A 25,203-nucleotide genomic window follows, 5' to 3' on the forward strand; every position below is an offset into this window, starting at 1 on the left:
ATCATCCCGCTCTGAGCGAGTGAAATCTCCTCCGACCGAGCAGCGCCAGGGCACGCGATAAGAAGGGCGCCCAAAGCGCGGACCATCCCTTTTTTATCGCACTGCCAGGAAGACGGCAGTGCCTTCGGAGTTCCCCATGTCCCAAGATTCCCAAGCGCCGCTGCAGTTCGCGCAGCTCGGCCTGTCCGAGCCCGTGATGCAGGCGGTCACCGCCATCGGCTACGAAACCCCGTCGCCGATCCAGGCCGCCACCATCCCGGCGATGCTGGAAGGCCGCGACGTGCTGGGCCAGGCCCAGACCGGTACCGGCAAGACCGCCGCGTTCGCGCTGCCGGTACTGTCCAACATCGACCTGCAGCAGATCAAGCCGCAGGCCCTGATCCTGGCGCCGACCCGCGAACTGGCCATCCAGGTCGCCGAGGCGTTCCAGTCCTACTCGTCGAAGATCCCGGGCTTCCGCGTGCTGCCGGTGTACGGCGGCCAGCCTTACGGACAGCAGCTGTCGGCGCTGCGCCGTGGCGTGCATATCGTGGTCGGTACCCCCGGTCGCGTGATCGACCACCTCGACCGCAGCACCCTGGACCTGTCCGAGCTGAAGACCCTGGTGCTGGACGAAGCCGATGAAATGCTGCGCATGGGCTTCATCGACGACGTCGAAGCGGTGCTGAAGAAGCTGCCGGAGCAGCGCCAGGTGGCCCTGTTCTCGGCCACCATGCCGCCGCAGATCCGCCGCATCGCGCAGACCTACCTGCAGGACCCGGTGGAAGTGACCATCGCGGCCAAGACCACCACCTCGGCCAACATCCGCCAGCGTTACTGGTGGGTGAGCGGCATGCACAAGCTGGATGCGCTGACCCGCATCCTGGAAGTCGAGCCGTTCGACGCGATGATCATCTTCGCGCGCACCAAGGCCGGCACCGAAGAACTCGCCAGCAAGCTGCAGGCCCGTGGCCTGGCCGCTGCCGCCATCAACGGTGACATGCAGCAGGCCCAGCGTGAGCGCACCATCGCCATGCTGAAGGAAGGCAAGCTGGACATCCTGGTTGCCACCGACGTGGCTGCGCGCGGCCTGGACGTGGAGCGCATCAGCCACGTGCTGAACTACGACATTCCGTACGACACCGAAAGCTACGTGCACCGCATCGGCCGTACCGGCCGTGCCGGCCGCAGCGGCGAGGCGATCCTGTTCGCCACCCCGCGCGAGAAGGGCATGCTGCGCCAGATCGAGCGCGCCACCCGTCAGCCGATCGAAGAGATGCAGCTGCCGAGCGTGGAAGCGGTCAACGACACCCGCATCAACAAGTTCACCTCGCGCATCACCGAAACCCTCGGTGCCGGCGGCCTGGACTTCTACCGCCAGCTGCTGGAGCGCTTCGAGAACGAGCAGAACGTGCCGGCCATCGAGATCGCCGCCGCGCTGGCCAAGATGCTGCAGGGTGACACCCCGTTCCTGCTGCAGCCGCCGGTGCGTGCCCCGCGTGAAGAGCGCGCCCCGCGCGAGCGTTTCGACCGTGGCGACCGTCCGGAGCGTGGCGATCGCTTCGACCGCAACGAGCGTGGTCCGCGCTTCGAGCGTGGCCCGCGTCGCGACGACGCCGAAGGTGGTTTCGAGCAGCGTCCGCGCCGTGAGGTTCCGCCGCGTGGAGCACCGGAGCAGGGTATGGAGACCTACCGCATTTCGGTGGGCCACCAGCATGGCGTGAAGCCGGCCAACATCGTCGGCGCCATCGCCAACGAAGCGGGCCTGGAAAGCCGCTTCATCGGCCGCATCGACATCCACGACGACTTCTCGCTGCTGGACCTGCCGGCACAGATGCCGCCGGACGTGCTGTCGCACCTGCAGAAGGTGTGGGTGTCCGGCCAGCAGCTGCAGATGCGTGCGCTGGCTCCGGGTGAAGACACCAACCCGGCCCCGCGTCCGTTCAAGCCGCGCTTCGACAAGCGTGGCCCGGGCGGCCCGGGTGGCCCGCGTCGTGGTGGCCCGGGTGGTCCGGGTGGCCATGGTGGCCATGGTGGCGACCGCGGCGGTGACCGCGACAGCCGCCCGCCGCGTCGTGACGGCTTCAAGCCGCGCGGCCCGCGCAGCTTCTAAGCCGCACCCGCAGCCGTCCATAACAACGCCAGCCCCCGGGCTGGCGTACAGGAAAAGGGGACGGAGGGGATTAAGTCGTAAATGGCAGGCCATGCGCTTATGCCGAAAACGACTTAATCCCCTCCGTCCCCTTTTTCGCATGGTCCACACATTGCCGGTCATAGGCTGGGCCGGTTCCAAGGCAGGTTGTCACCGCAGCACATTCGGGGGGATCCGGGATGGGTAGAAGTGGCACGGACCAGCAGAGCCGGCGGGTGCCGATGACCCGTGGGCTGGGATTGCGCTTTGCGTTGTTGACGGGCATGGCGATCGGGTTGGTCGCGTTGTCCGCGTTGATCCAGGAACTGCAGGCAGCCTCGACGGCCTGGATTGCCGGCCAGGGGTACTGGTCACGAGGGCAGCAGGATGCAACCGCTGCGCTGAGCCGCTACCTGGCGCGTGGCCATGCCCAGGACCTGGATGACGCGCGCCAGGCGCTGCGGATTCCATTGGGCGATCTGCAGGCCCGGCTGGCGCTGGAACAGGCGGTACCGGACGAGGAAAAGGCCAGGCAGGGCTTCCTGCAGGGTGGCAACGCGCGCGCCGATATCCCGCGCCTGGTGTTCTCGTTCCGCCATGCACGCGACATCGGTGCATTCCGGGAAGCAACCACGCTGTGGCGACAGACCGACGATGATCTGTTGGCTGTGCAGCGGCTGGTTGCCGAGCTGCAGTCGGGGCACGCCCAGGGCGTGCTGCCAGCGGCGGAACGCGACCGGTACCTGCAACAACTGCGTGATCTGGACCGGCGGCTGCAGGTGCAGGCGCAGGCATTTTCGCAAGCGTTGCTGCGCATGGCCACGATGGTACGGATCGCCACGCTTGTGGTGGGCGGGTTGTCGGTGCTGGCGATCAGCCTGATGGCGGTGGCCCTCGCGCGCCGCGTCGGCAAGGACCTGACCGAGCATGAAAGCCGCTTCCGTGCAGCCTTCTACCAGGCCAATGTCGGCATGCTCAAGCTCGACACCGACGGCAAGGTGATCGAAGCCAACCAGGCGATGGCCGACATCCTCGACTACCGACGCGACGTGCTGCTGCAGATGTCGCTCGGCGATCTGTTGATGGAAGGCGAACTGGTCATCGATGGCGTCGGCCGCATCGACTGGGACCGGCAGCTGCGGCCGAGTGAACTGCGCTTCTGCCGCCGCGATGGCAGCCTGGTGTGGGGGCGCTGGAGTGGCACCGGCGTGCGCAGCGCGGGAGGCGGCCTGTCGGTGTTTGCGATCATCGAGGATGTCAGCCAGAACCATGCATTGGCACGTGAGATCGAGCATCACGCCAGCCACGATCCGCTGACCGGCCTGATCAACCGCCGCGAGATCGAGCGGCTGCTGGAACGTGCGCTGCTGCAGGTACGCAGTGATGGCGGTACGCATGCGCTGTGCTACATCAACCTGGACCACTTCAAGCTGGTCAATGACAGCTTCGGCCATGCCGCCGGTGACCAGATGCTGCGCAGTTTCACCGACTATCTGGTGGCGGCCGTGCGCGACGGTGACTGGGTCGGCCGCCTGGGCGCCGACGAGTTCGCCGTGTTCCTCGCCCATGCCGGGCAGGACGAAGCCAAGCGGGTGCTGCAGCGGGTGATTCGCAACCTGGGCCAGGCCACGTTCCCGATCAGCGAGGGCAGCCCGCAGCTGAGCTGCAGCATCGGCGTGGTCGAGGTCAGTGCCGATGCGCCGGACGTGAACTGGTTGATGAGTGCCGCCGACAGCGCCTGCTATGCAGCCAAGCAGGCCGGGCGCAACCGCGTGCACTGCTTCAATGAGAACCGCATGGCGCTGGAGGAGCGGCGGCAGGAGGCCGAGCGCCTGCAGGGCGTCAGCCTGGCGATGGCCGAGAATCGCATGCTGCTGTATGCACAGCGCATCGCCCGCGTGGGCGATCCGTCCTACCTGCACTACGAGGTGCTGGTGCGCATGCGTGGCACCGATGGCAGCCTGCATCTGCCCGGCCAGTTCATGCCGGCGGTGGAGCGCTATGGCATGGCAGTGGCGCTGGACCGGCACGTGCTCGGGCTGCTGTTCCGCCACCTGCAGGTGTGCCCGGCGCACGTGCGACAGCTGGGCCTGTGCAACGTCAACGTGTCCGCGCAGTCGATCGCCGAGCCGGGATTCCTCGCCTTCGTCTGCGACCTGCTCGAGCGCAACCGCGCGCTGGCCTCCAAGTTGTGCTTCGAGATCACCGAGACTGCGGCGATCAGCAACCTCAGCCAGGCCCGCGCCTTCATCGATGCGGTGAAGGCACGGGGGTGCCGGATGGCGCTGGATGACTTCGGCTCCGGCCTGTCTTCCTTCGGCTACCTGCGCCAGTTGCCGGCGGACATCCTGAAGATCGACGGCGCCTTCGTGCGCGACATGGATACCGACCCGGTCAGCCACGCCACGGTGCGCGCGATCAGCGAGCTCGGGCGCGAGCTGCAGATGGAAGTGGTGGCCGAGTGGGTGGAGACCGCCGAGGTTGCCGGTGCGCTGACCCGGCTTGGCGTGCAGGGGCTGCAGGGCTATGCCATCGAACGGCCGCAGCCGCTGGAGCGGCTGACCCTGGTCGATCTGCGCCCGGTACGGCTGGTCGCGGTGAAGGGGCCGCCGGCGGCTGGCTGAACCGCGGGCGCCGACTTTGGTCTACACATGCGTGGCGTGCCCGGCTGCGATAATGCGCGCCAGGGGCGGCGCGCAGTGGGCGCGGACGTAAGCAGGAACAGGACGTGGCGTGGGCGGCAGGCAGTGGCGGTATGGAACAGGAGCGGTGCTGGCCGTCCTGATGGTGTGGTTGGCGTTGCCGTGGCCGCTTCAGGCTGCAGAGGCCGTGTCGGGCCATGATTATCTCCTGGTCGGCGGCGCTACCGACGAGCCGACGCCGCACCGCGCATGCACGCCGCAGATGCTGTCCGGCGCCCGCCAGCAGGTGCTGGTGCCGGCTCCGCCGCAGGGCTGGTCAGGCCAACCGCAGGCGCTGGACGTGTTCAACGTCTTTGCCGGTGAAGTGCGCGTCCAGCATGGCGACCGCGAGATCTGCGGCAACATGCACGACGCGCGCACCCGCGATTCACGTTTCCGGGCTGGCATCGGCCTGGTGGCGGTACCGCCGGCCGGCAGCCATGAACCGTTCCTGGTCTCCTGGCAGACACCGCTGAAGACACGTTGGGTACCGACCCTGCGGCTGGGCGCGCCCAGCCCGGTGCAGCAGAACGACACCGCCCGCCTGCTGGTGCGCGCGGCCTGCATCGCGGTGGCGATCGCGCTGGCGCTGTCGGCGTTGATGGCCTTCCTGACCACCCGGGACCGCAGTTTCCTGGTATACATCGCCGGCACCACCGTGATGGTGCTGTGGCAGGCCATCCTCGGCGGGCTCAGCGGCTATCCGGAACCCTGGCTGCCGGTGGGCGAGCACGGCGCCTGGTGGCTGCTGGCGCTGACCGCTGCGACCCAGGCACTGGTGCTGCCGGCGCTGTGGCGGCTGAACGGAGGCGACCGCGTGCTGCCTCGATCGCGCCCGGCCCAACTGGCGGTGTTGTGGACCCTGATGGCGCTGGCCGTGCTGGTGCCGTGGCTGCGCTGGGAGCATCTGGCCTGGGTCGCGAAGGGCTTGCAGGTGTCCTATCTGTCCGGATGTGGCCTGGCACTGATGGCCGGCGTCTGGGCACGCTGGCGCGGCGACCGTTGGGCGCAGGCGGGTCTGGCCGCGCTGGCACCGATGCTGGTACTGATCATCGCCGATGCCTGTGGTGCGGCGTGGCTGCTGGAATACCGGGTGGAGGCGCTGCAGCTGGCGGTGACCTGGCTGTTGATGATGGCCGCGTATGCGTTGAACCAGCGGCTGGGCCGGCTGCGCCAGCAGCGTGATGAACTTCGCCAGCTGGCCGAGACCGATGGCCTGACCGGGCTTCCCAACCGTCGCGCCGGACTGCAGCAGCTGGCCCGCCATCTGGAACGGGTGGACCGTGAGCGCGGCCCGTTGGTGATCGGCTTCCTCGACATCGACCTGTTCAAGGACATCAACGACCGCCACGGCCACGCAGTGGGCGACCAGGTGCTGGTGGCGGTGGCGCGTGCCCTGCGCGCGGCGGTGCGCAGCCAGGACGAAGTGGTGCGGATGGGCGGCGAAGAGTTCCTGCTGCTGATGCCCGGCATGCCGCGCGAGGCGGCGTCGGCGCGGCTGGACCGCCTGCGCCAGCGCATCACCGAGGCTGGCCAGGCCCTGCAGGTGCCGGGGCTGGAGGTGACTGCCAGCATCGGCCTGGCGCAGTGGCGACCGGGCGAGGACGATCTGGCCGGGCTGCTGCGGCGCGCCGACCATGCCATGTACGTGGCAAAGCGGGCGGGCCGCAACCGGGTCTTCGACGGCGAGGAGCTCGATCCGCCCGCCCTGGCATGAAGCGCAGCGGGCGGCGATGCCGGATAATGGGCCGATGACCACCCGACTCAACAAACATATCGCCGACACCGGCTTCTGCTCCCGCCGCGAGGCCGATCGCCTGATCGCCGCGCGCCGCGTTACCGTCAACGGCCATCCGGCCGGTACCGGCGCGGTGGTGGGCGAGGAAGACCAGGTGCTGGTCGACGGCCAGCCGCTGCGCGCCCGCGTGGCACGCAAGCCCGGCGCCCGCCGCCACGTCTACATCGCACTGAACAAGCCGGTAGGCGTCACCTGCACGACCGAAACTTCGGTCAAGGGCAACATCGTCGACTTCGTCGGCCACGAACAGCGCATCTTCCCGATCGGCCGCCTGGACAAGGAATCCGAGGGGTTGATCCTGATGACCAGCAACGGCGACATCGTCAACCAGATCCTGCGCGCCGAAAATGGCCACCAGAAGGAATACCTGGTGGCGGTGAACAAGCCGGTCACCGATGAGTTCCTGCGCGGCATGGCGCGCGGCGTGCGCATCCACGACCAGATGACGCTGCCGTGCAAGACCTCGCGCATCGCCAAGTTCGGCTTCCGTATCACCCTGCAGCAGGGCCTGAACCGGCAGATCCGCCTGATGGCCGCCGAATTCGGCTATCGCGTGACCCAGCTGCGCCGCGTGCGCATCGACAACATCAAGATCGGCGCGCTGAAGCCGGGCCAATGGCGCAACCTGACCGAGCAGGAACTGCAGGGCCTGCTGCCGAAGCAGCTGGACTGGTAACGCGCGGTAGTGCCGGCCGCTGGCCGGCTGCTCCAGGCATCGAATGAGCGCGGGATGCCGGCCGGCGGCCGGCACTACCCGTTGTGCGGATTACGCGCCGGCATCAGCTAGACTTTGCAGTGACCTGCCGGAACGTGACGCTGCATGATCAAGCCCGACAAGCCTGCCAACGAAGCCCTTCGGCTCCAGGCGCTGTACCGCTACCGGATCCTTGATTCGCAGCGCGAGAAGTCATTCGACGACCTAGTGGCGATCGCCAAGGCGGTCTGCGGTACCTCGATGGCGGCGGTGACCCTGATTGACGTCGAACGGCAATGGTTCAAGTCGATCCAGGGCATCGACGCGGCGGAAAACCTGCGCAGCGAATCGATGTGTGGCCACGCCATCCTGCAGCCGCACGAAATCATGGTGGTCGAGGATGCGTTGCAGGACATCCGCTTCCATGACAACCCGGTGGTGACCGGCGACCCGCACATCCGCTTCTACGCCGGTGCGCCGCTGATCAGTTCCGATGGCCTGCCGCTGGGTACGCTGTGCGTGTTCGATGCACAGCCGCAGCACCTGCCCAGCGACAAGGCCGAGGCGCTGGCCGCGCTTTCACGGCAGGTGATGCTGGTGATGGAGCTGCGCCGTTTCGCGCTCGACATCCAGAAGCACATGCTGGAACGCGATGACTACGAGCGCCTGCTGTCGGAGTACCAGGACGTGCTGCTGGCGCAGAATGCCGACCTGGCCGAACAGAGCCGCACCGATGCGCTGACCGGCCTGCCCAACCGCCGCGCGATGGCAGCGGCACTGGAAGAGGCGGTTGCGGAGATCGATGGGCAACCGGGAGTAGCCTGCGTGGCCCTGCTGGACATCGATCATTTCAAGCACATCAATGACTTCCAGGGCCACGCCACCGGCGACCGGGTACTGGCCGAGCTGGGCGTGCTGCTGCGTTCGCATTTTGCCGGCCGTGGCATGGCCGCGCGCTATGGCGGGGAGGAGTTCGTGGCGGTGATGCCGGGCACTGATCTGCGCACGGCCGAACTGCAATGCGAGTTCCTGCGCCTGGCCGTGGCGGATCTGCCGCTGGGATTCCCGGTCACGATCAGCATTGGTGTGGCCCAGCACCAGTCCGGTGAAAGCGTGGATGAGATGCTGGCGCGCGCCGACAAGGCGCTGTACCGGGCGAAGGGCAACGGTCGCAACCGGGTGGAGCTGGCGGGCTGAAACACCGGCGGTTCGCGCGTTGAACGCATGCGACGCGTGGATGACTCGATGCCGCTCCAGTAGATCCACGCCATGCGTGGATGCTCTTCCCGTTTCACCTGGCGTCGCAGCTCCTGCGATCAGAACCGGCCAGCATGACGTCCCTGTTTCCACGGATACCAGCCATGCTGCAGACCCTGGCCATCGCCCACTATCGCTCGCTGCACGGGCTGGTACTGCCGCTGCAGCCGTTGAACGTGGTCACCGGTGACAACGGCAGTGGCAAATCCAGCCTGTACCGCGCGCTGCGCCTGCTGGCGGAAACCGCCCAGGGCGGCGTCGCGGCGGTGCTGGCCCGCGAAGGCGGGCTTGGTTCGGCGCTGTGGGCCGGCCCCGAATCCATCGATCGCCGGGTTGCGGCCGGCGAGATCCCGCTGCAGGGCGGGCCCCGGCAGGCGTCAGTGGGGCTGAAGCTGGGATTCACCACCGACGAGTTCGGCTATGCCATCGACCTGGGCTACCCGCCACCCAGCCGTTCCGCGTTTGCACTGGATCCGCAGATCAAGGCGGAGGCGATCTGGGCCGGGCCGTTCCTGCGCAGCGCCAACCTGCTGGTCGATCGCCGTGGGGCAATGGTGCGGCAACGCCATGCGCACGGCTGGGATCTCGTGGATGACCGGTTGTCGCTGTTCGACAGCCTGTTCACCCAGGTCGGCGATCCGCAGCGCATGCCGGAAACCATCGCCCTGCGTGAGTACATCCGTCGCTGGCGCTTCTACGATCATTTCCGCAGCGACGCCGATGCCCCGGCGCGACAACCGGCGATGGCAACGCGCACGCCGGTGCTGCATCAAGACGGCCGGGATCTGGCGGCGGCCTGGGTGACCATTCTCGAGATCGGAGATCCGGTTGCGTTGGCACGCAGTGTCGATGATGCCTTCCCCGGCGCCACGGTCGGCTTCGAAGAGCTGGACGGTCGACTGGCCCTGCGATTCCACCAGCCCGGGCTGCTGCGGCCGTTGTCGATGGCCGAATTGTCTGACGGTACCCTGCGATTCCTGCTGCTGGCCGCGGCACTGCACACGCCGCGGCCACCGCCGCTGCTGGTGCTGAACGAGCCGGAGACCAGCCTGCATCCGGACCTGCTGCCGGCGCTGGCGCGGCTGATCATCGCCGCCAGTGCGCGCAGCCAGGTGTGGGTGGTGTCACACGCCAGCCGGCTGATCGCGGCGTTGGAGCAGGCGCCGGGCTGCCACTCGCTGCATCTGCACAAGGAACAGGGCCGCACGCTGCTGAGCGGGCAGGGCCTGCTGGATGCGCCGGCCTGGCATTGGCCGCAGCGCTGAGACATCGATCCGGAACCGGCAGATCCACGCCATGCGCGGATGCACTCAATCGGCGATGTTGCGTGCTTCGGCCGTGCCAAGGATTTCCGGGTGCTGCACCGGCTTGCGGCGGTTCAGCAGCGGATGCAGGAACACCGCGCCGACAATGATGGCCACGCCCAGGTAGAACCACGGCGTGACCTCGTGCTGCTCGCGCAGCAGCACCACCGCCAGCACCACCGCATAGACCGGCTCCAGGTTGGTCACCAACTGCACCGTATAGGCGCTCAGGTGGCGCAGTGCGACCAGGGCCAGGGCGAACGGCAGCAGCGTGCAGAACCCGGCCAGCACCAGCAGCAGGATGCTGTCGTGCAGATTCGGGACCACCCACAGCGGGCTGGCCAGTGCTGGCAGCAGGTAGGGCATCAGCGGTGCCAGCAGGGTCAGGGTGAGGGTGCCGGCACCCAGCTCCAGGGCGGTGACCGTGAGCGGATCGGCGTGGCTGACCATGCGCTTGTTGAGCGAGCCGAACACCGCCACCAGCAGCGCCGATATCGCGCCGATCAAGACACCCAGGCGCATGCCATCGGGCACGCCACCGACCACCAGCGCAACACCCGGCAGCACCGCCAGGCCGAACGCCAGTTCACGTAGCTGGAACGGCCGCTTGGCGACCCAGGGTTCGATGATCGAGGTGAACACCGGGGCCAGTGCAATGCAGGTGGCGGCCACCGAGGCATTGGCCAGTTTCACCGCGCCGTAGAAGGTCAGCCAGTGCAGGGCGACCAGCGCACCGATGCCGGCGTAACCGGCCACCAGCCGCAGGGGCAGGGTGCGCAGCCCGCGCCAGACCCGCGGCAGCAGGGCCAGCATCGCCGTCACCAGCAGCATGCGCCACCACACCAGCGGCAATGCGGGCAGGGTGATCAGCTTGCCGAGGATGGCGGTGACGCCCCACAGCAGGACACAGAAGTGGATCTGCCACAGCGCTTTGCGGGTGTCGGGTGTGCTCATCCGCCTATTGTGAGGCAAGGCGAACGTCGCAGCGCTACCCGCGTGCGGGATCGCTGCCCTGGCCAACCCGCCGCTGCAGTGCCATCGCCGCCGCTGGGTTGCGTGCCTTGCCCGCGCCGATGCACAGCAGGTAGACCTCGCGCGGGGTTTCCGGAGCTGGCGCGGCCAGGCAGGGCAGGTCATCCACCGGTTCGCCGCGTGACCAGCGGCGTGCGCGTTCGGCCCAGCGCTGCTGCACGGGCGCCGGCAGGCCCTCGTTCAAGCGCGCCTGGCTGCGCTTGATCCGCGCATAGACGAAGCCGGCACTGACATCGCCGTGCAATGGCGCCTCGTCGCTGTCCTCGATCACCAGCGCCACGCCATGGCGGCGGGCGGCGTCGACCAGTGCCGGGCCATGTGCCTCGGCGTTGCGGACCTCCAGCGCATGCTGCAGCGGCACCCCGTCCAGCTGCTTAGGCAGCTGTGCCATCAGCCGTTCCAGTGCTTCGGCGCCGGCCGGATGCCGTGGATCGAACTGCCACAGCAGCGGGCCCAGCCGGTCACCGAGCGCAGTCGCCGCCTGCAGGAAGGGCGCGGCCGCCTCGACCGTACTGGACAGGTCGCGGCGCTGCACCAGGTAGCGTGGCGCCTTCATCGAGAACCGGAAGCCTTCCGGCGTCTGCGCGGCCCACTGCGCGCACTGCGCGGCGGTGGGCGTGCGGTAGAAGGTGCCGTTGATTTCGATGCAACGCAGCGCACGGCTGGCATGGGCCAGTTCTTCACGCTGCGGCAGGCCCACGGGGTAGAAAACGCCGCCGCGCCATTCGGGAAACACCCAGCCACCGATGCCGCAGCGGATCGTTCCGGCGGTCACTGGCCGTGGTCCGCGCGCCACGGGTCGTAACTGCCGAACCACCACAGGTAGCCTTCCGGGTCGGCGCAGGCATAGCCACGGCCGCCGTAGTCCTGGTCGGCGATGTCGATGACGATTCGGGCACCGGCGGCCTTGGCCCGGGCGTAGTGCGCGTCGGCATCGGTGACGATCACGCAGGCACTCTGCGTCTGGCGGCCGCCGACCTCATCAGGCATCGCCGCATGCTCGCTCCACGCGCTCTGGTTGCTGGCCGAGCCCAGCATGATCATGCCGGTGCCGAAGGTCAGCTGCGCATGGAACACCGTATCGCCATCGGCGTAGACGGCCTGGGCATGGAAGCCGAAGGCGCGCTGCAGCCAGTCGATGGCAGCCTGCGCATCGCGGTAGCGCAGGCACGGAATGATGGTGGAGCCGCTGCTCGGTTGGCCGTTCCCGCCCATGACACCCCTCCTATGGCACAGGGCAGGGTGCAACGCAGAACGTTACCATCCCGCGAAACCCCGGTGACGGCCTGCACATGGCCGCCACCCCTGTTCGGAGATCGTGCTGGATGAAACCCTGGATTGGAGGAGCCGTGCTGCTGGCGTGCACGACCATGGCGAGCGCTGCCACCCCGGCGCAGTTGCAGGAGCTGGATGCAACCGTTGAGCGCGTGCGCGCGCAGTTCGACGTGCCCGGTATTGCGGTGGCGGTGGTCAAGGATGGCGAGGTGGTGCTGGAGCGCGGCTGGGGCGTGCGCGAGCAGGGCAAGCCGGAACCGGTGCAGGCCGATACGCTGTTTGCCATTGCGTCCAACACCAAGGCGTTCACCGCCACCTCGCTGAATCTGCTGGCCGAGGACGGCAAGCTGAAGATGGACGACAAGGTAATCGACCACCTGCCGTCGTTCCGCATGTCCGATCCGTTCGTGACCGGCCAGATGACGATCCGCGACCTGCTGTCGCATCGCAGCGGACTGAGCCTGGGCGCCGGTGACCTGTTGTTCTGGCCGACCACCTCCTACAGCAATGCCGAAGTGGTGGAACGGCTGGGCAAGGTGCCGCTGAAGGGTGGATTCCGCGAGGGCTATGCGTACGACAACATCCTGTACGCGGTCGCCCAGCAGGTGATCGAGCATGTTTCCGGCATGAGTTACCAGCAGTTCCTGCAGACCCGCATCTTCGACAAGGTGGGCATGGCCGGCACGCGCTACAACGCCGATCACCTGAAGCCAGGCGACAAGGCCGCGGTCGGCCACGCCAAGTACGATTTCAAGGACCTGCGCACCGTCGCGCCGCTGACCTGGTCGAACAATGCCGGCGCCGGCGGCATCTATTCCAGCGCGCACGACATGGCGCGCTGGATGCAGGTGCAGCTGGCCGAAGGCAAACTGGCCGACGGCACGCCGTTGTTCACCGAGAAGAGCCAGCAGCAGATGTGGCGGATGATCACGCCGCAGTCGATCCCGGCGCCGAGCGTGCCGGAGCTGGCACCGGCGCGGGCCAACTTCGCCGGCTATGGCGAAGGCTGGAGCCTGAGCGACTACCACGGGCGGAAGCTGGTCTGGCACACCGGTGGCTGGCCGGGCATGGTTTCGCGGCTGACCCTGGTACCGGGCGAGAAACTGGGCGTGGTGGTGCTGACCAATCAGGAAGTGGGCGCGGCGTTCAATGCGATCACCCTGAGTGTGCTCGATGCCTACCTGGGCGGTGAAAAGCATGACTGGGTGGACGCCTATGCCAAGGCCGTGGCCAAGGGACAGGACAAGGCCGACGAGGCGTGGGCCAAGCACCAGAGCGCGCGCGACAAGGGCAGCAGGCCGTCGCTGGCGCTGGCCGGCTACACAGGCACGTTCCGCGACCGCTGGTATGGCGACATGCAGGTCAGTGCCGAGGGCAAGGGACTGCGCCTGCGCTTTGCCAAGACCGCGCAGCTGAGCGGACGCCTGGAGCACTGGCAGCACGACACCTTCATCGTGCGCTGGGACGACCGTTCGCTCAACGCCGACGCGTTCGTGAACTTCAGCCTGGACCCGGATGGCAAGGTGCGCGAGGTGCGCATGCAGCCGATTTCCGACCTGACCGATTTCAGTTTCGATTTCCAGGACCTGCTGTTCACCCCAGTGAAATGACGCCGCCGGGCGTGGCCCGGCGCTGACGTTCGACGAATCCGATGGGTAGTGCCGGCCGCTGGCCGGCAACCTCATGATCCCCGGATGCGTCGCAAGGGTGCCGGCCAGCGGCCGGCACGACCGCAGCCGCAGCGATCGTCGGCCGGCGTACACATGCGGCATGGGATACTCCGCCAGCTAAAGATGGCGAGGGAATGCGATGTTCCGTTGGTTTGAATCCCTGATTCCGGTGTTCCCGCCCGTGGACGGGCGGATGCCTCCGCGCAAGGTGCTGCCGTTCTACCTGCACTACCTGCGCCCGGTGTGGCCGGTGCTGCTGGCCACGCTCATCGCCGGCCTGCTGCTGGCGCTGGTGGAAGTGGCGATGTTCGATTACCTGGGGCGCATCGTCGACATGGTCGCCGAGCAGCCCGGTGCCGACTTCTTCAAGCGCCATGCCAACGACCTGGGCTGGATGCTGTTCATCACGGTCATCGCGCGTCCGATCCTGGTCGGCCTGCACAACCTGCTGGTCAACCAGGCCATCGTGCCCGGCCTGAGCAACCGCTCGCGCTGGTTGATGCACAACTATGTGGTGCGGCAGAGCCTGAGCTTCTTCCAGAACGACTTCGTCGGCAGCGTCGCCAACCGGGTGATGCAGACCGGTACCTCGCTGCGCGAGTCGGCGGTGCAGATGGTCGATTCGCTCTGGTACATCGTGGTCTATACCGGCACCGCGCTGTACCTGTTCGCGCAGGCCGACTGGCGGCTGATGGTGCCGCTGATCCTGTGGCTGCTGGCCTATGCGGTGATCATGGTCTACTTCGTGCCGCGTGCGAAGGAACGGGCCTGGATTGCGTCCGAAGCGCGTTCCAAGGCGATGGGCCGCATCGTCGATGGCTACACCAACATTCCCACGCTGAAGCTGTTCGCCCATGGCGGGCGCGAGCAGGCCTACGTGGCCGAGTCGATCCAGGAACTGGCGGTCAAGCACCGCGCGCAGACCCGGGTGACCACCGGCATGGACCTGACCATCGCCATCGTCAACGGTTTCCTGATTGCCGGTACCTGCGGGCTGGCGCTGTGGCTGTGGAATGGCGGCCACATCACCGTCGGTGCGATCACGTTGGCGACCGGCCTGGTGATCCGCATCCACAACATGTCCGGCTGGATCATGTGGACCATCAACGGCATCTTCGAGGACATCGGCACGGTGCAGGATGGCATCACCACCATCGCCCAGCCGCTGACCGTGCAGGACCGCGAGGATGCAGTGCCGTTGCAGGTGACCCGTGGCGGCGTGCATTTCCAGGACATCCACTTCCACTACGGCAAGAAGGGTGGCGTGATCGCAGGCCTGGACCTGGTGGTGAAGCCGGGCGAGAAGATCGGCCTGGTCGGTCCTTCGGGGGCCGGCAAGTCGACCCTGGTCAATGTGCTGCTGCGCCTGTACGACCTGGAAAGCGGCCGCATCCTGATCGACGGCCAGGACATTGCCTACGTCACCCAGGAAAGCCTGCGCCAGCAGATCGGTGTGGTCACCCAGGACACCTCGCTGCTGCATCGCTCGATCCGCGACAACCTGCTGTACGGCCGTCCAGACGCGACCGATGAGCAGCTGCGCGCTGCGGTGGCCAAGGCGCGTGCCGAAGCCTTCATCGACACGCTGGTGGACGGGCAGGGGCGTCGCGGCTACGACGCGCATGTCGGCGAGCGTGGCGTGAAACTCTCCGGCGGCCAGCGCCAGCGCATCGCCATTGCCCGCGTGCTGCTGAAGGACGCTCCGATCCTGGTGCTGGACGAAGCAACCTCGGCACTGGACTCGGAAGTGGAAGCGGCGATCCAGGACAGCCTGGATGAGCTGATGGGCGGCAAGACGGTGATCGCGATCGCGCACCGGCTGTCGACCATCGCGCGCATGGACCGGTTGGTGGTGATGGACCAGGGACGCATCGTGGAGACCGGCACCCATGCCGAGCTGATTGCGGCCGGTGGCCTGTACGCACGGTTGTGGGCGCGGCAGACCGGTGGATTTGTTGCTGCCGATCAATGATCGCTTCGGGGTCGGATCCCTTTCTGCAGGAAAGGGCTCTGACCCCAGCGTGTTTCCGGAGACCTGCATGATCCGCCCCCTGCGCTCCCTGTTGCTGGCACTCAGCCTGGTTGCCACGGTTGCCACGGTTGCCACGGCTGCGCCGGCACCCATGGACGGCGACCAGCTCGAGCAGGTCGTCCTGCTCAGCCGTCACAACCTGCGCGCGCCGGTGGTGGCCTCCGGCGCGCTCGCCAATGCGACGCCCGAGACCTGGCCGCGCTGGGAGGTGGCACCGGGCGAGCTGACTACCAAGGGAGGCGTGCTGGAGGTCTACATGGGCCGCTACATCGCCCAGTGGCTGCGGCAGGCGCAGCTGTTGCCGGTGTCGGGTTGCCCGCAGGAGGATGACTTCCACGCGTACGCCAACAGCCTGCAGCGCACCCAGGCCACCGCGCAGTTCTTCATTGCCGGTGCTTTCCCGGGCTGCCATGTTGCGGTCGAACAGCGTATGCCGCTGGGCTCGATGGATCCGTTGTTCGATCCGGTGATCCGCCGCGACGACGCGGCATTCCGCACGCGCGCGCTGGAGTCAATGCAGCGAGCGCTGGCCGCAGTGGACCTGGCACCGGCTTTGTCCGTGGTGGAGGAGATCACCCGCTATCCGCAGTCGGCGGCATGCAAGGGGCACAGCGACTGCCATCTGGCGCTGGCCGATACTACCTTCAGTACGGAACCGGGCAAGGAGCCTCGCGCATCCGGATCACTGGCGCTGGCCAGCGGGCTGGTCGATGCCTTGTTGATGGAGCACTACCAGGGCAGTGGCATCCCCCGCGAAGGCTGGGGCCGGTTGACCACCGAGGCGCAATGGCAGGCGCTGGCGCAGATCCGCAACCGCTACCAGGACATCCTGTTCGGAACGCCCGAGGTGGCGCGGGATGTGGCCGCTCCGCTGCTGACAAGGGTGAATGCGTTGTTCGACGACCCGGCGTCGCCGAAGGTGACCCTGCTGGTCGGTCACGATTCCAACATCGGCTCGGTGCTGGCGGCGTTGGGAATCAGCGACTACAGCCTGCCGGGGCAGTACGAGAAGACACCGATCGGTGGCCTGCTGCAGTTCGAACGCTGGCGTGATCGCCACAGCGGGGTGGAACGGATCCGCCTGGCCTACGTCTACCCGACCACCGCGCAACTGCGCGATGCGCTGCCGCTGGCCAACGCGCAGCCGCCGGGCCGCGTCGTGCTGCGTGTGCCGGGGTGCGCGGCTCAGGGGTGCACCGTCGCCGAGTTCCAGCGCCTGCTGCATCCGAAAGCCCGCTGAGGCGCGCTGCTAACGCAGCGGCGTGCGCACGATGCCATGCGTGGCCATCAGCGTAAGGTCGCCGCCCAGCCGTGGCGAGTGGAACGGGCCGCGTGCATGCGCGGCGTCGAACACGCCGCCGTCAGGTGAGCGCAGGCGGTAGAACTCGACCCAGCCGCTGGCCTGCAGGGGCAACTGGGCAACGCCGGTGTGCTGGTTGAACCATGCAGGGTCCTTGCTGCCTTCGATGACGCGGCGGGCAAGGCGGTCAATTGCATGGTCCTTGCTGGCATACCAGTCCTGGCCGCGCAGCCGCGCCAGCTCGGCCATCATCACCAGTGGCGCCAATGCGTAGTCGTGATAGTGCAGGGCCCGTTGCCCGCGGGCCATCTCCAGCGGCAGGCTGCCATCGTCCTGGATGTCATCGATGCCCTTCTGGAACGCGGCGTGGCCGGCCTGCCACAGGGCGTCGTCGTTGGTGGCCAGTCCGGTGGCCAGCACGCCCAGCCCGCCCCAGTAGTAGTGGTTGTTGCGGCGCCGTTTCGGATTGTCCCAGTACGCCAGATTGGCCCGTGCCAGCTTCTGCAGCCACGGATCGATACGCGCACGCTGCTGCGGGTTGGCCTGGTCATGCACTTTCAGGTAGGCCATGGCTACCGCATCGAGCATCCACTGCCGCATGTAGAACGACTGATCGTTATTGACCCGGATCATCTGCCCGAGCATGGCGCCGTCGTCGGCCCACGCACCCAACCAGCTCAGCGTGCACTGTGCCGCTGCCGGGTCACTGGTGCGCAGGTAGTCATCGCTCATGCGCGCCACGTCGGCGGCATAGCGGTCCAGCGGCGCAGTGGCGTCCTTGTTCTGCTGGTGCAGTACCGGGTCGATCACCGAGCCGACCTTGTCGGTGTAGTAGCCAAGCGCGCGGATGTCCGGCTGGCCGGGCGGCGGCGCGGGGCAGGCGGCGAAGGCACTCGCACTGGCCAGCAGCGTGGGCAGCAGGGCGAGGCGCAAGGGGAGAGACATTGGAAACCGGCGGAAGGGGGAATCCGGCGAACGATGCGCCTGGCCATGTTGCCGGCATGTGATGCGGAGATGGCTTGGCGATCCCCCACATACAGATCGGCCCGGGTTTCCCCGGGCCGATCCGCTTCAACTCACACCACCCCGATCACTCGATCGGCTGGTCCAGCATCAGCTGGCGTGCGAAACGCACCGGGGGTGCGCCGTAGGACAGTACCTGGTCGTGGTAGGCCTTCAGGTTGAACTTGTCGCCCAGCTTCTCCTGCACCGCCTTGCGGGTGTCGAAGTGTTCCTGCGCACCGACGAAGTAGGTCGGTAGCTGTGCCGAGGTCAGCTGTGCACGCACCCACTTGCCCGCCGCTTCGCTTTCCTGCTGGAACGCGTCGTGGGTCATCAGGTGCATTGCCTTCTCGCGATCCCAGTTGTCCACGTGCACGCCCTGGTCGAGGATCGCGTTGGAGATCGTGCGCAGGTAGAACTTCAGCTGCACCAGGTGGAACAGCGGGTCGTTGTTGAGGTAACCCTGCTCCTGCATCATGCGCTCGGTGTAGACCGCCCAGCCTTCGGCGAACAGGCCTGAACGCAGCACCGCACGCAGGGTGGAGGGGAACTTGGCCGAATGCCAGCCTTCCAGGTAGTGGCCCGGGGTGCCTTCGTGGATGCTCAGCAGGTGGATCATGCGCGAGTTGTACTCACGCAGGAACGAGTCGACCTGCTTGTCGTTCCAGTCGTCCGGAATCGGCGACACGGCGTAGAAGGTCTTCAGGTTCTTGTCCAGCGGACCCGGTGAATCACAGTAGGCCACGGCCACGCCACGCTGGAATTCCGGCATCAGGATGATGTCCACCGGCGCGTCGGGCAGCGTCATCAGATCGTGCTCGCGCACGAACGCGGTGGACTGCTCCAGTGCGGCCTTGGCATCGTCGACGACCTTGTCGCGTGCCGGCTTGTCGGCGTAGGCCAGTTCCAGCGCAGCTTCGATGGCCTTCTGCTGCTGCTCGTCGGTCGGCTGGGCCGGCATCTCCGGCGCACCCGGCTTGTCCTTCAGCACGGTCTGCGCGATGCCGTACATGTCTTCGCGCACGCGCTTGAGTTCAGCGCGTGCACGCTCACCGATTTCCTGGCGCGACAGCGAGGAGCTCAGCGCGAACTTCAGCTTCTGGTCGTACTTTTCCGCACCGATGCGGAAGTCGCCCTTGGCATTCGGCACCAGGGTCTTGTCCAGCCAGGTCTGCTGCTCGTCCACCGCCTTCTTCAGGCCGTCGATGGCGGCCTGCAGACGCTGCTGGTCGGCCTGCGGCAGTTCACCGATGTGCGGGGTGATGAAGGTATCGACGATGCTGAGGATGCCCTTGTTCTGCTTGGCCACCGTCTCGGCATGGATCTTCGGCACGCGCGCCGGATCCAGGTTCTCGCGGGCCTGGGCGAAGATCGCCGGCAGCTTTTCCATGCGCGCGGTGGCCGACTTCAGGCGCTCCGGCAGCGGCGCGAACTCGCGCGCCATCAGGCCGTAGATCGCGCTGCCGGCGATGCCGTTGTACAGCTGCGGGTCCCACTTGCCGGACTGCAGCACTTCGGCGTTCCATATTTCCGACTGCAGCTGGTTGCGCAGGATCGCCGCGTCTACCTGGTTCTCGCGGCCCAGCTTGGCCACCTCGATCTTGTCCAGCTCGCCCAGCAGCGCCTTGTAGGCTGCCAGGGTCTTCTGCTGGCCGGCGGCACTGAGGTCGTCCAGCTCGCTGTCGTAGCGGTGGTCACCGATCTGGGTAGCGCTGACCGGCGACAGCTGCATCCAGGTGTCCAGGGCGCGCTTGGACAGGTCGGCGAAGGCGGCATCGACCGCCGCGTCACCGGCCTGCTGGCTGGTGGCCGGGGTGGAAGCGTTGGTCGGGGCGTCGGCCGGCTGGCAACCGGCCAGCGCGGCGACCAGGGCGAGGGCAAGAAGATGCGGGCGCATCGGCGTTCCTGTACGGGGTCAAACCCTGAGCATAGGGCCGCGTGGCTGCTTTGTCCCCGTGCCATAGGATTACCATGGGCGTCGACAAGGACCCTCCAAAGGAGCGCAGAACATGGAATACCAGGGAAGCTGCCATTGCGGCAGGATCGCATTCACCGTACAGGCCGGGGCGCCGATCAGCGACGTCATCGACTGCAACTGCTCGATGTGCCGCCGCCGTGGCAGCCTGTTGTGGTTCGCCCCGCGCGAAGCGTTCCAGCTGAGCACCGATCCGGCGGACGTGGCCACCTACCACTTCAACAAGGCCCACATCGACCATCACCATTGCCGCGAATGCGGCATTGCCCCCTACAGCGAGGCGGTGGATCCGCGCAGCGGTATGCCGATGGTGGCGGTGAACGTGCGCTGCGTGCCTGCAGTGGATCTGGCCACGCTGGCGGTGACCTCCTACGACGGGGCCGCACTGTGAGGCCGGTGCGCGCGTGGATGTGCATGGCAGCAATGCCGGTGCTGCTGCTGGCGCTGGGCGCCTGCGCCAAGCAGGGCGACATGGCGGCGGATGCGGGCGCCACGGCGGCCGAGGCTGCCATCGCTTCACCGGAAGGCGCATTCCTCGCCTACGAACACGACGTGCAGGTGGAACTGGAAGCGGCGCAGATCGCACCGCGCATCCAGCAGGTGGCACAGGCCTGCCAGAGCGCGAAGTTCGGTGACTGCGCGGTGCTGCAGGTAGACCAGCGCAGTGGCGAGCAGCCCAGCGGCGAGGTCAAGGTGCGGATTGCACCGAAGGGCACCGAGCCGTTGATCGCGTTGGCCGGTGAGGGCGGCACGCTGCAGTCGCGCAACACGCGTGCCGAGGACCTCGCGCAGGCCGTGGCCGACACCGCGCTGACCAAGGCGCGGCTGGAGAAGGAACATGCGCGGCTGCTGGCCTACCAGGACCGCAAGGACCTGAAGATCGAGGACCTGATGGCGATCACCACGCGGCTGTCCGAGATCGAGGCGGGCGTCGAACAGGCCAGCAAGGATGCCGCGCAGCAGCGCCGGCGCATCGATACCCAGCTGGTGACGATCCATTTCGATACCACGTCCGGCCAGCGCAGCCGCAGCGAGATCGGCGAGGCGCTGAGCGAGTCGGGCAGCATCCTCAGCACCAGCGTTGCGTTCCTGATCCGCGCCGTCGCCGCGCTGCTGCCGGTGGCGGTGCTGGCCTTGATCGCGGCCTGGGGTGTGCGTGCATGGTGGCGCCGCCGCCGTCGCAAGCTGCCGCCCAACCTCTGAGGTGGAGGCTGATGCCGGCAGCCCGCCGGCATCAGCCCTCGTCGGTCTCGTACTCGACGAACACATCCAGCTCCAGCGCCAGTTCCTGCACTGCGTCGCGCACCTTCTGCGCGGTGCTTTCATTGCCGACTTCCACTTCCAGCTCATGGATGCCCGGGCCGATGTCGTCGGACAGCCCGGCCGAGCTGGAATCGTCGTCGTCCATGTGCGGCATCAGATCGTCGGTTTCCTCGACATGCTCGATGCCCTCCAGGCCGAGCAGCAGGTCGCTGATGGCACGGGCGTCGTCTTCAGTTCCGGTGATGCGCAGTCGCAGCATGGCCATGGCGTAGGTACGTTGTGGAGTTGCCTGCAGCCTAGCCAGCGCCGGGCAAAGAACGGGTGAGGGTGCAGTCAGGCGCGTGTGGCCGGACGCCCGAGCAGGCTGTCCGGCAATGCGGGAATCGGTGTGCGTTCGTCCTGCGCCTGCTCCAGCAGCCAGTCGATGAACAGGCGCGCGGCCGGGCTGGGCGGTTGTCCTTCGGCATGCACTACGTGATACGCATAGCGCGCCTTCAGCGCCGGGCCGGGCAGGCGCACCACCTCGTAGCGCTGCAGATAGGGCTGGGCGATGTGGGTGCGCGCCAGCACCGCGCCCATGCCATACACCGCAGCACGCATCGCATCGGTGCTGTCGGCGAAGGTGTGCATGGGTGGCAGCGGCGACGGCGTGCGCACGCCGGCGTGGCGGAACCAGTCGCGCCAGCCCTGCGGCGACAGGTCGGTGAGCAGCGGCAGGTCGGCGATGCGCGCCGGATCGACCAGCGTTTCGACGCCGGCCAGTGCCGGTGAGGCGACCGGGAACAGGTAGTCATCCATCAGGTGCTGCGCACGCAGGCCGGGCCATTGGCCCAGGCCGTAGCGGATGCCCACTTCCGGGCCGTTGTCGTCATAGCGATCCAGCCCGCTGCCGGTATGCAGTTCGATGCGGATGTGCGGGTAGGCCTGGGTGAAGCGCGGCAGCCGTGGCAGCAGCCAGCAGTAGGACAGCGAGCGCAGCGTGGTGATCCGCAGCGGCACGCTGTCAGCATCCGGCTGCAGGTGATGGGCGACGGCCGCGACATCGGTGAAGGCGGCGCTGGCGGCGTCGGCCAGTTGCCGGCCCTCGGCAGTCAGGCGCACGCCACGCGCGTGGCGCAGGAACAGGCGCACCTCGAGCACCTCTTCCAGGCGGCGCACGTGGTGGCTGACCGCGCTGGCGGTCAGGTGCAGCTCCTGCGCGGCCTGGGCGAAGTTCTGGTGGCGCGCGGCGACCGCGAACACGGCCAGTGCGGGTAGCAGGGAAGGGCGTAGCAGCATGTCGAGCCTCAAACCATATTTGTGGCTGGCAGCGATACTACGCGCTTGTGCGGCGGGCGTCTGCGCCTGATCCTATCCGCCTTGGCGAGGAACTGACGATGTACGGAGGCAAGGCATGAATGCGGTCCCACAGGCGGCCGAGCGCGATTGGCGCACGCCGCTGGAATTGACCCTGCTGGGCGCCATCTGGGGCTGCTCGTTCCTGTTCATGCGGGTGGCGGTGCCGTCGTTCGGCCCGTTCGCGCTGGTCGAGGTGCGGCTGGTGCTGGGTGCGCTGGTGCTGCTGCCATTCCTGTGGCGCGCCCGCGCGCAGTTCCCGCCGCGGCGCTGGCTGTGGCTGGCGCCGATCGGCCTGATCAACTCGGCGTTGCCGTTCGTGTTGTTCGCCTATGCAGCGGAACAGGCGCCGGCGGCGATCGGCGCGATCTGCAATGCGATGACGGTGCTGTTCGCCGCGCTGATCGCCTTCCTGTTCTTCGGCGAGAAGATCGGCATGCGCCGCGCCGGTGCCTTGCTGGTTGGCTTCGCTGGCGTAGTGGTGCTGGCCACCGCCAAGGTTTCCGGCCTGAGTATCGGCACCGCGGTGCTGGCCGGTGCGGCGGCTTCGCTGCTGTACGGCCTGGGCGTGAACCTGGTGAAGCGGCACATGACCGGCCTGCCGTCGGCGGCAGCGGCGGCGGCAACGCTGTCGTGTGCCTCGCTGTGGATGCTGCCGATGGCGGTGAGCCACTGGCCGCAGGCGGCGATTCCACTGAAGGCCTGGGGCGCAGCGATCGCGCTGGGCGTCGCCTGCACCGGGCTGGCGTTCCTGATGTTCTACCGCCTGATCGGCCGTATCGGCCCGTCACGCGCGTCGACGGTGACGTACCTGATTCCCCTGTTCGGCGCGGCGTTTGCGTGGTTGTTCCTGGGGGAGGCGGTGACGGTGCAGATGCTGATTGCGGGTGTGTTGATTCTGGGCAGCGTGGCGGTGAGCCAGAAGGGCTGAGGGTGCCGAAGCGCTGGTAGTGCCGGGCGCTGCCCGGCAGGTCTTTTCCGCGCCTGCGGAGAGGTGTCACTTTCTTTGCTCGTGCAAAGAAAGTAACCAAAGAAACACGCCGCCAGGTCGCGAGCCGGTGCTGCGCACCGGTGCCCTGCGCACCTCGGCCCGTCGAGGGACGGCGCGGGAACTCGCTGCGCTCAGACACCCGCGCCTCTTCGCCCTCGCCGGACCTGCGGTGCTCGGCTCGCTCAAGGCGGATCCAAGATCAAAGGCAGAAGCGGTCGCTTCGCTCGCCGGGCCCGGCCCGGCACTACCATGCATCGTCGTGCAGCTGTGGCTCTTGACCTTGGGTCCGCCTTGAGTGAGCCGAGCATCGCAGGGGAATCAGGGGCGAAGAGGTGCCGATGTCTGAGCGCAGCGAGTTCGGCACCGTCCCCTGATTCACCGAGAAGCGCAGGGGACCGACGTGCGAAGCACGGCGGCTCGCGACCTGGCGGCGCGTTTCTTTTGGTTACTTTTCTTTTCGCGCGAAAAGAAAAGTGACGCCCATGAACAGTGAAGCACCTTCAGCACGCGTCACGCGCAGGAAACCATCAGCGCACCGGCACCGGAATATTGCAGAGATCGATATGCCCCGCCGGACGCTTGTAGAAATCATCCACGCGATTGCGCCGTGCCTCCACCGTATCGGCAAAGGTCTTCGAATCGGTGCGCAGCACCTGGATCGGCGTGCGCTCTGCAGCCGGCACATCGCTGGCGCGGCGGATCGACACGATCGGCGTGCGCAGTTTCGGGTCTTGGTAGAAGCCCATCGGCGCGGGCCCGCGCGGTGTTGCGCTGAGCAGTTCCATGCCCTTCAGCACGCGGCCGACCAGGGTGATGTTGCGGTCCAGCTGGCGCGGCGACTGGCCGGTCACCACGTACAGTTCGGCGCCGATGCTGCTGTCTTCTTCATTGCTGCGGCCGGCGCCGAGCATGCCGTAGCAGTGCGCCAGCCAGGCCTTGCCGGCCTGCGGGTCCTGGCCGACCGGGAAGCCGTCGACGAAACCGGTCTGCGCGGCCCAGCCATCGCGATCCGGCAGCACGCTGACCTTCAGGCCGGCGCTGGCGCGCTCGAACTCGGCCGGCAGCTTGCGTGCGGCACTGCCGAACGGCCTGGCCTTGGCTGCGTCATCGGCGTCGGCATCGCCGAACTGCACCACGAAGTTGTCCTGCGAACGGTAGATGCTGGTGCCGTCCCAGAAGTGCTCGTGGGCGAAGGTCTGGATGTTGGCGACATGGCGCGGGGCGAACTGCGGTGCCAGCTCGACGATGACCCGACCGGCCGGCAGGTCCATGTACAGCAGGTTGGCCGGGTCCGGGGTGCGCCAGTCGCTGGCCGCCGAGGCGTCGAGGATCTGCTGCGGGCTGCGGTAGGGCGTGGCCGCGCTGGTCAGGGCGGGTAGCAGGCAGGACAGGGCGAGGGCGGTCAGGGCAAGACGGCGACGGTGCGGCATGGGATCCCCGGAACATGAACGAGGCTTCGATTCTGCGCGAGCGGCCCGGCCACG

20 protein-coding genes are annotated in these 25,203 nt (G+C 67.5%); 12 read left to right on the plus strand and 8 right to left on the minus strand.

Annotated features, from left to right (window positions below):
* The first annotated feature begins 136 nt into the window (after positions 1–136).
* From AC5P99_RS06290 to AC5P99_RS06315, 6 genes are all read left to right on the plus strand, one after another.
* The gene (locus AC5P99_RS06290) at positions 137–2,092 is read left to right on the plus strand and encodes a DEAD/DEAH box helicase (RefSeq protein WP_099605749.1); all 1,956 of its coding nucleotides are present in this window, start codon (positions 137–139) and stop codon (positions 2,090–2,092) included.
* Positions 2,093–2,310: 218 nt separating this feature from the next.
* The gene (locus AC5P99_RS06295; protein WP_495212993.1) at positions 2,311–4,734 is read left to right on the plus strand and encodes a putative bifunctional diguanylate cyclase/phosphodiesterase; all 2,424 of its coding nucleotides are present in this window, start codon (positions 2,311–2,313) and stop codon (positions 4,732–4,734) included.
* 109 nt (positions 4,735–4,843) lie between these two features.
* The gene (locus tag AC5P99_RS06300) at positions 4,844–6,508 is read left to right on the plus strand and encodes a sensor domain-containing diguanylate cyclase (RefSeq protein WP_495212994.1); all 1,665 of its coding nucleotides are present in this window, start codon (positions 4,844–4,846) and stop codon (positions 6,506–6,508) included.
* 34 nt (positions 6,509–6,542) lie between these two features.
* Positions 6,543–7,265, plus strand: coding sequence for a pseudouridine synthase (locus AC5P99_RS06305; RefSeq protein WP_005408708.1), 723 nt, complete (start codon positions 6,543–6,545; stop codon positions 7,263–7,265).
* A 144-nt stretch (positions 7,266–7,409) separates the two neighbouring features.
* Positions 7,410–8,480: a sensor domain-containing diguanylate cyclase gene (locus AC5P99_RS06310; protein ID WP_088436634.1), complete on the plus strand. Its 1,071-nt coding sequence runs from the start codon at positions 7,410–7,412 to the stop codon at positions 8,478–8,480.
* Positions 8,481–8,644: 164 nt separating this feature from the next.
* Complete coding sequence (locus AC5P99_RS06315) at positions 8,645–9,805, plus strand: AAA family ATPase (RefSeq protein ID WP_099605752.1); 1,161 nt, start codon at positions 8,645–8,647, stop codon at positions 9,803–9,805.
* Between the two features lie 45 nt (positions 9,806–9,850).
* Here AC5P99_RS06315 and AC5P99_RS06320 read toward each other — a convergent pair whose 3' ends face one another.
* Genes AC5P99_RS06320 through AC5P99_RS06330 form a run of 3 tightly spaced genes read right to left on the minus strand, consistent with a single transcriptional unit; the run spans position 9,851 to position 12,091 of the window.
* Complete coding sequence (locus tag AC5P99_RS06320; protein ID WP_005408711.1) at positions 9,851–10,798, minus strand: DMT family transporter; 948 nt, start codon at positions 10,796–10,798, stop codon at positions 9,851–9,853.
* A 34-nt stretch (positions 10,799–10,832) separates the two neighbouring features.
* The gene (locus tag AC5P99_RS06325) at positions 10,833–11,651 is read right to left on the minus strand and encodes a DUF72 domain-containing protein (protein ID WP_088436636.1); all 819 of its coding nucleotides are present in this window, start codon (positions 11,649–11,651) and stop codon (positions 10,833–10,835) included.
* Positions 11,648–12,091 carry a VOC family protein gene (locus AC5P99_RS06330; RefSeq protein ID WP_005412719.1) on the minus strand — a complete coding sequence of 148 codons (444 nt, stop codon included), beginning with the start codon at positions 12,089–12,091 and terminating at the stop codon, positions 11,648–11,650. The genes AC5P99_RS06325 and AC5P99_RS06330 overlap by 4 nt, the downstream gene beginning before the upstream one ends.
* A gap of 110 nt (positions 12,092–12,201) precedes the next feature.
* Between AC5P99_RS06330 and AC5P99_RS06335 the strand changes: the two genes are divergently transcribed.
* The 3 genes from AC5P99_RS06335 to agp all read left to right on the plus strand — a co-directional run bounded on the left by AC5P99_RS06335 (position 12,202) and on the right by agp (position 17,093).
* Positions 12,202–13,761, plus strand: a complete 1,560-nt coding sequence (locus AC5P99_RS06335) for a serine hydrolase (RefSeq protein ID WP_062607482.1) — start codon at positions 12,202–12,204, stop codon at positions 13,759–13,761.
* Positions 13,762–13,960: 199 nt separating this feature from the next.
* A complete protein-coding gene (smrA, locus tag AC5P99_RS06340) occupies positions 13,961–15,793 on the plus strand; it encodes a multidrug efflux ABC transporter SmrA (RefSeq protein WP_495212995.1) in 1,833 nt (610 codons plus the stop codon).
* A gap of 67 nt (positions 15,794–15,860) precedes the next feature.
* The gene (gene agp / locus AC5P99_RS06345; RefSeq protein ID WP_495212996.1) at positions 15,861–17,093 is read left to right on the plus strand and encodes a bifunctional glucose-1-phosphatase/inositol phosphatase; all 1,233 of its coding nucleotides are present in this window, start codon (positions 15,861–15,863) and stop codon (positions 17,091–17,093) included.
* A gap of 9 nt (positions 17,094–17,102) precedes the next feature.
* On the opposite strand, the gene AC5P99_RS06350 is transcribed toward agp, so the two are convergent.
* Together AC5P99_RS06350 and AC5P99_RS06355 are read right to left on the minus strand one after the other, a co-directional pair.
* Complete coding sequence (locus AC5P99_RS06350) at positions 17,103–18,098, minus strand: polysaccharide lyase (RefSeq protein ID WP_187757052.1); 996 nt, start codon at positions 18,096–18,098, stop codon at positions 17,103–17,105.
* Positions 18,099–18,243: 145 nt separating this feature from the next.
* Positions 18,244–20,052: a DUF885 domain-containing protein gene (locus tag AC5P99_RS06355; protein ID WP_005408718.1), complete on the minus strand. Its 1,809-nt coding sequence runs from the start codon at positions 20,050–20,052 to the stop codon at positions 18,244–18,246.
* A gap of 112 nt (positions 20,053–20,164) precedes the next feature.
* Here AC5P99_RS06355 and AC5P99_RS06360 point away from each other — a divergent pair, with 112 nt between their 5' ends.
* Together AC5P99_RS06360 and AC5P99_RS06365 are read left to right on the plus strand one after the other, a co-directional pair.
* A complete protein-coding gene (locus AC5P99_RS06360) occupies positions 20,165–20,521 on the plus strand; it encodes a GFA family protein (protein WP_012479600.1) in 357 nt (118 codons plus the stop codon).
* 23 nt (positions 20,522–20,544) lie between these two features.
* Entirely contained in the window at positions 20,545–21,333 is a 789-nt protein-coding gene (locus tag AC5P99_RS06365) for a DUF4349 domain-containing protein (protein WP_495212997.1), read from the plus strand.
* A gap of 31 nt (positions 21,334–21,364) precedes the next feature.
* Here AC5P99_RS06365 and AC5P99_RS06370 read toward each other — a convergent pair whose 3' ends face one another.
* Together AC5P99_RS06370 and AC5P99_RS06375 are read right to left on the minus strand one after the other, a co-directional pair.
* Entirely contained in the window at positions 21,365–21,658 is a 294-nt protein-coding gene (locus tag AC5P99_RS06370) for a hypothetical protein (protein ID WP_005408721.1), read from the minus strand.
* A 68-nt stretch (positions 21,659–21,726) separates the two neighbouring features.
* Positions 21,727–22,671 (minus strand): LysR substrate-binding domain-containing protein, encoded by a 945-nt coding sequence (locus AC5P99_RS06375; protein WP_005408722.1) that lies wholly within the window; start codon positions 22,669–22,671, stop codon positions 21,727–21,729.
* A 115-nt stretch (positions 22,672–22,786) separates the two neighbouring features.
* Between AC5P99_RS06375 and AC5P99_RS06380 the strand changes: the two genes are divergently transcribed.
* Complete coding sequence (locus AC5P99_RS06380) at positions 22,787–23,659, plus strand: DMT family transporter (RefSeq protein ID WP_049454681.1); 873 nt, start codon at positions 22,787–22,789, stop codon at positions 23,657–23,659.
* Between the two features lie 587 nt (positions 23,660–24,246).
* Here AC5P99_RS06380 and AC5P99_RS06385 read toward each other — a convergent pair.
* On the minus strand, positions 24,247–25,149 hold the full coding sequence (locus AC5P99_RS06385) for a peptidylprolyl isomerase (RefSeq protein WP_329755871.1): 903 nt from the start codon (positions 25,147–25,149) through the stop codon (positions 24,247–24,249).
* Between the last annotated feature and the right edge of the window lie 54 nt (positions 25,150–25,203).

The organism is Stenotrophomonas sp. YJH_SMC_80, assembly GCF_059372495.1.

Bases quoted from the DNA above. Each gene is read 5' to 3' on its own strand.
- AC5P99_RS06290 (WP_099605749.1), top strand. From the start codon at position 137: ATGTCCCAAGATTCCCAAGCGCCGCTGCAGTTCGCGCAGCTCGGCCTG.
- AC5P99_RS06295 (WP_495212993.1), top strand. From the start codon at position 2,311: ATGGGTAGAAGTGGCACGGACCAGCAGAGCCGGCGGGTGCCGATGACC.
- AC5P99_RS06305 (WP_005408708.1), top strand. From the start codon at position 6,543: ATGACCACCCGACTCAACAAACATATCGCCGACACCGGCTTCTGCTCC.
- AC5P99_RS06310 (WP_088436634.1), top strand. From the start codon at position 7,410: ATGATCAAGCCCGACAAGCCTGCCAACGAAGCCCTTCGGCTCCAGGCG.
- AC5P99_RS06315 (WP_099605752.1), top strand. From the start codon at position 8,645: ATGCTGCAGACCCTGGCCATCGCCCACTATCGCTCGCTGCACGGGCTG.
- AC5P99_RS06320 (WP_005408711.1), bottom strand. From the start codon at position 10,798: ATGAGCACACCCGACACCCGCAAAGCGCTGTGGCAGATCCACTTCTGT.
- AC5P99_RS06330 (WP_005412719.1), bottom strand. From the start codon at position 12,091: ATGGGCGGGAACGGCCAACCGAGCAGCGGCTCCACCATCATTCCGTGC.
- AC5P99_RS06335 (WP_062607482.1), top strand. From the start codon at position 12,202: ATGAAACCCTGGATTGGAGGAGCCGTGCTGCTGGCGTGCACGACCATG.
- smrA (WP_495212995.1), top strand. From the start codon at position 13,961: ATGTTCCGTTGGTTTGAATCCCTGATTCCGGTGTTCCCGCCCGTGGAC.
- agp (WP_495212996.1), top strand. From the start codon at position 15,861: ATGATCCGCCCCCTGCGCTCCCTGTTGCTGGCACTCAGCCTGGTTGCC.
- AC5P99_RS06350 (WP_187757052.1), bottom strand. From the start codon at position 18,098: ATGTCTCTCCCCTTGCGCCTCGCCCTGCTGCCCACGCTGCTGGCCAGT.
- AC5P99_RS06355 (WP_005408718.1), bottom strand. From the start codon at position 20,052: ATGCGCCCGCATCTTCTTGCCCTCGCCCTGGTCGCCGCGCTGGCCGGT.
- AC5P99_RS06360 (WP_012479600.1), top strand. From the start codon at position 20,165: ATGGAATACCAGGGAAGCTGCCATTGCGGCAGGATCGCATTCACCGTA.
- AC5P99_RS06365 (WP_495212997.1), top strand. From the start codon at position 20,545: ATGGCAGCAATGCCGGTGCTGCTGCTGGCGCTGGGCGCCTGCGCCAAG.
- AC5P99_RS06370 (WP_005408721.1), bottom strand. From the start codon at position 21,658: ATGGCCATGCTGCGACTGCGCATCACCGGAACTGAAGACGACGCCCGT.
- AC5P99_RS06375 (WP_005408722.1), bottom strand. From the start codon at position 22,671: ATGCTGCTACGCCCTTCCCTGCTACCCGCACTGGCCGTGTTCGCGGTC.
- AC5P99_RS06380 (WP_049454681.1), top strand. From the start codon at position 22,787: ATGAATGCGGTCCCACAGGCGGCCGAGCGCGATTGGCGCACGCCGCTG.
- AC5P99_RS06385 (WP_329755871.1), bottom strand. From the start codon at position 25,149: ATGCCGCACCGTCGCCGTCTTGCCCTGACCGCCCTCGCCCTGTCCTGC.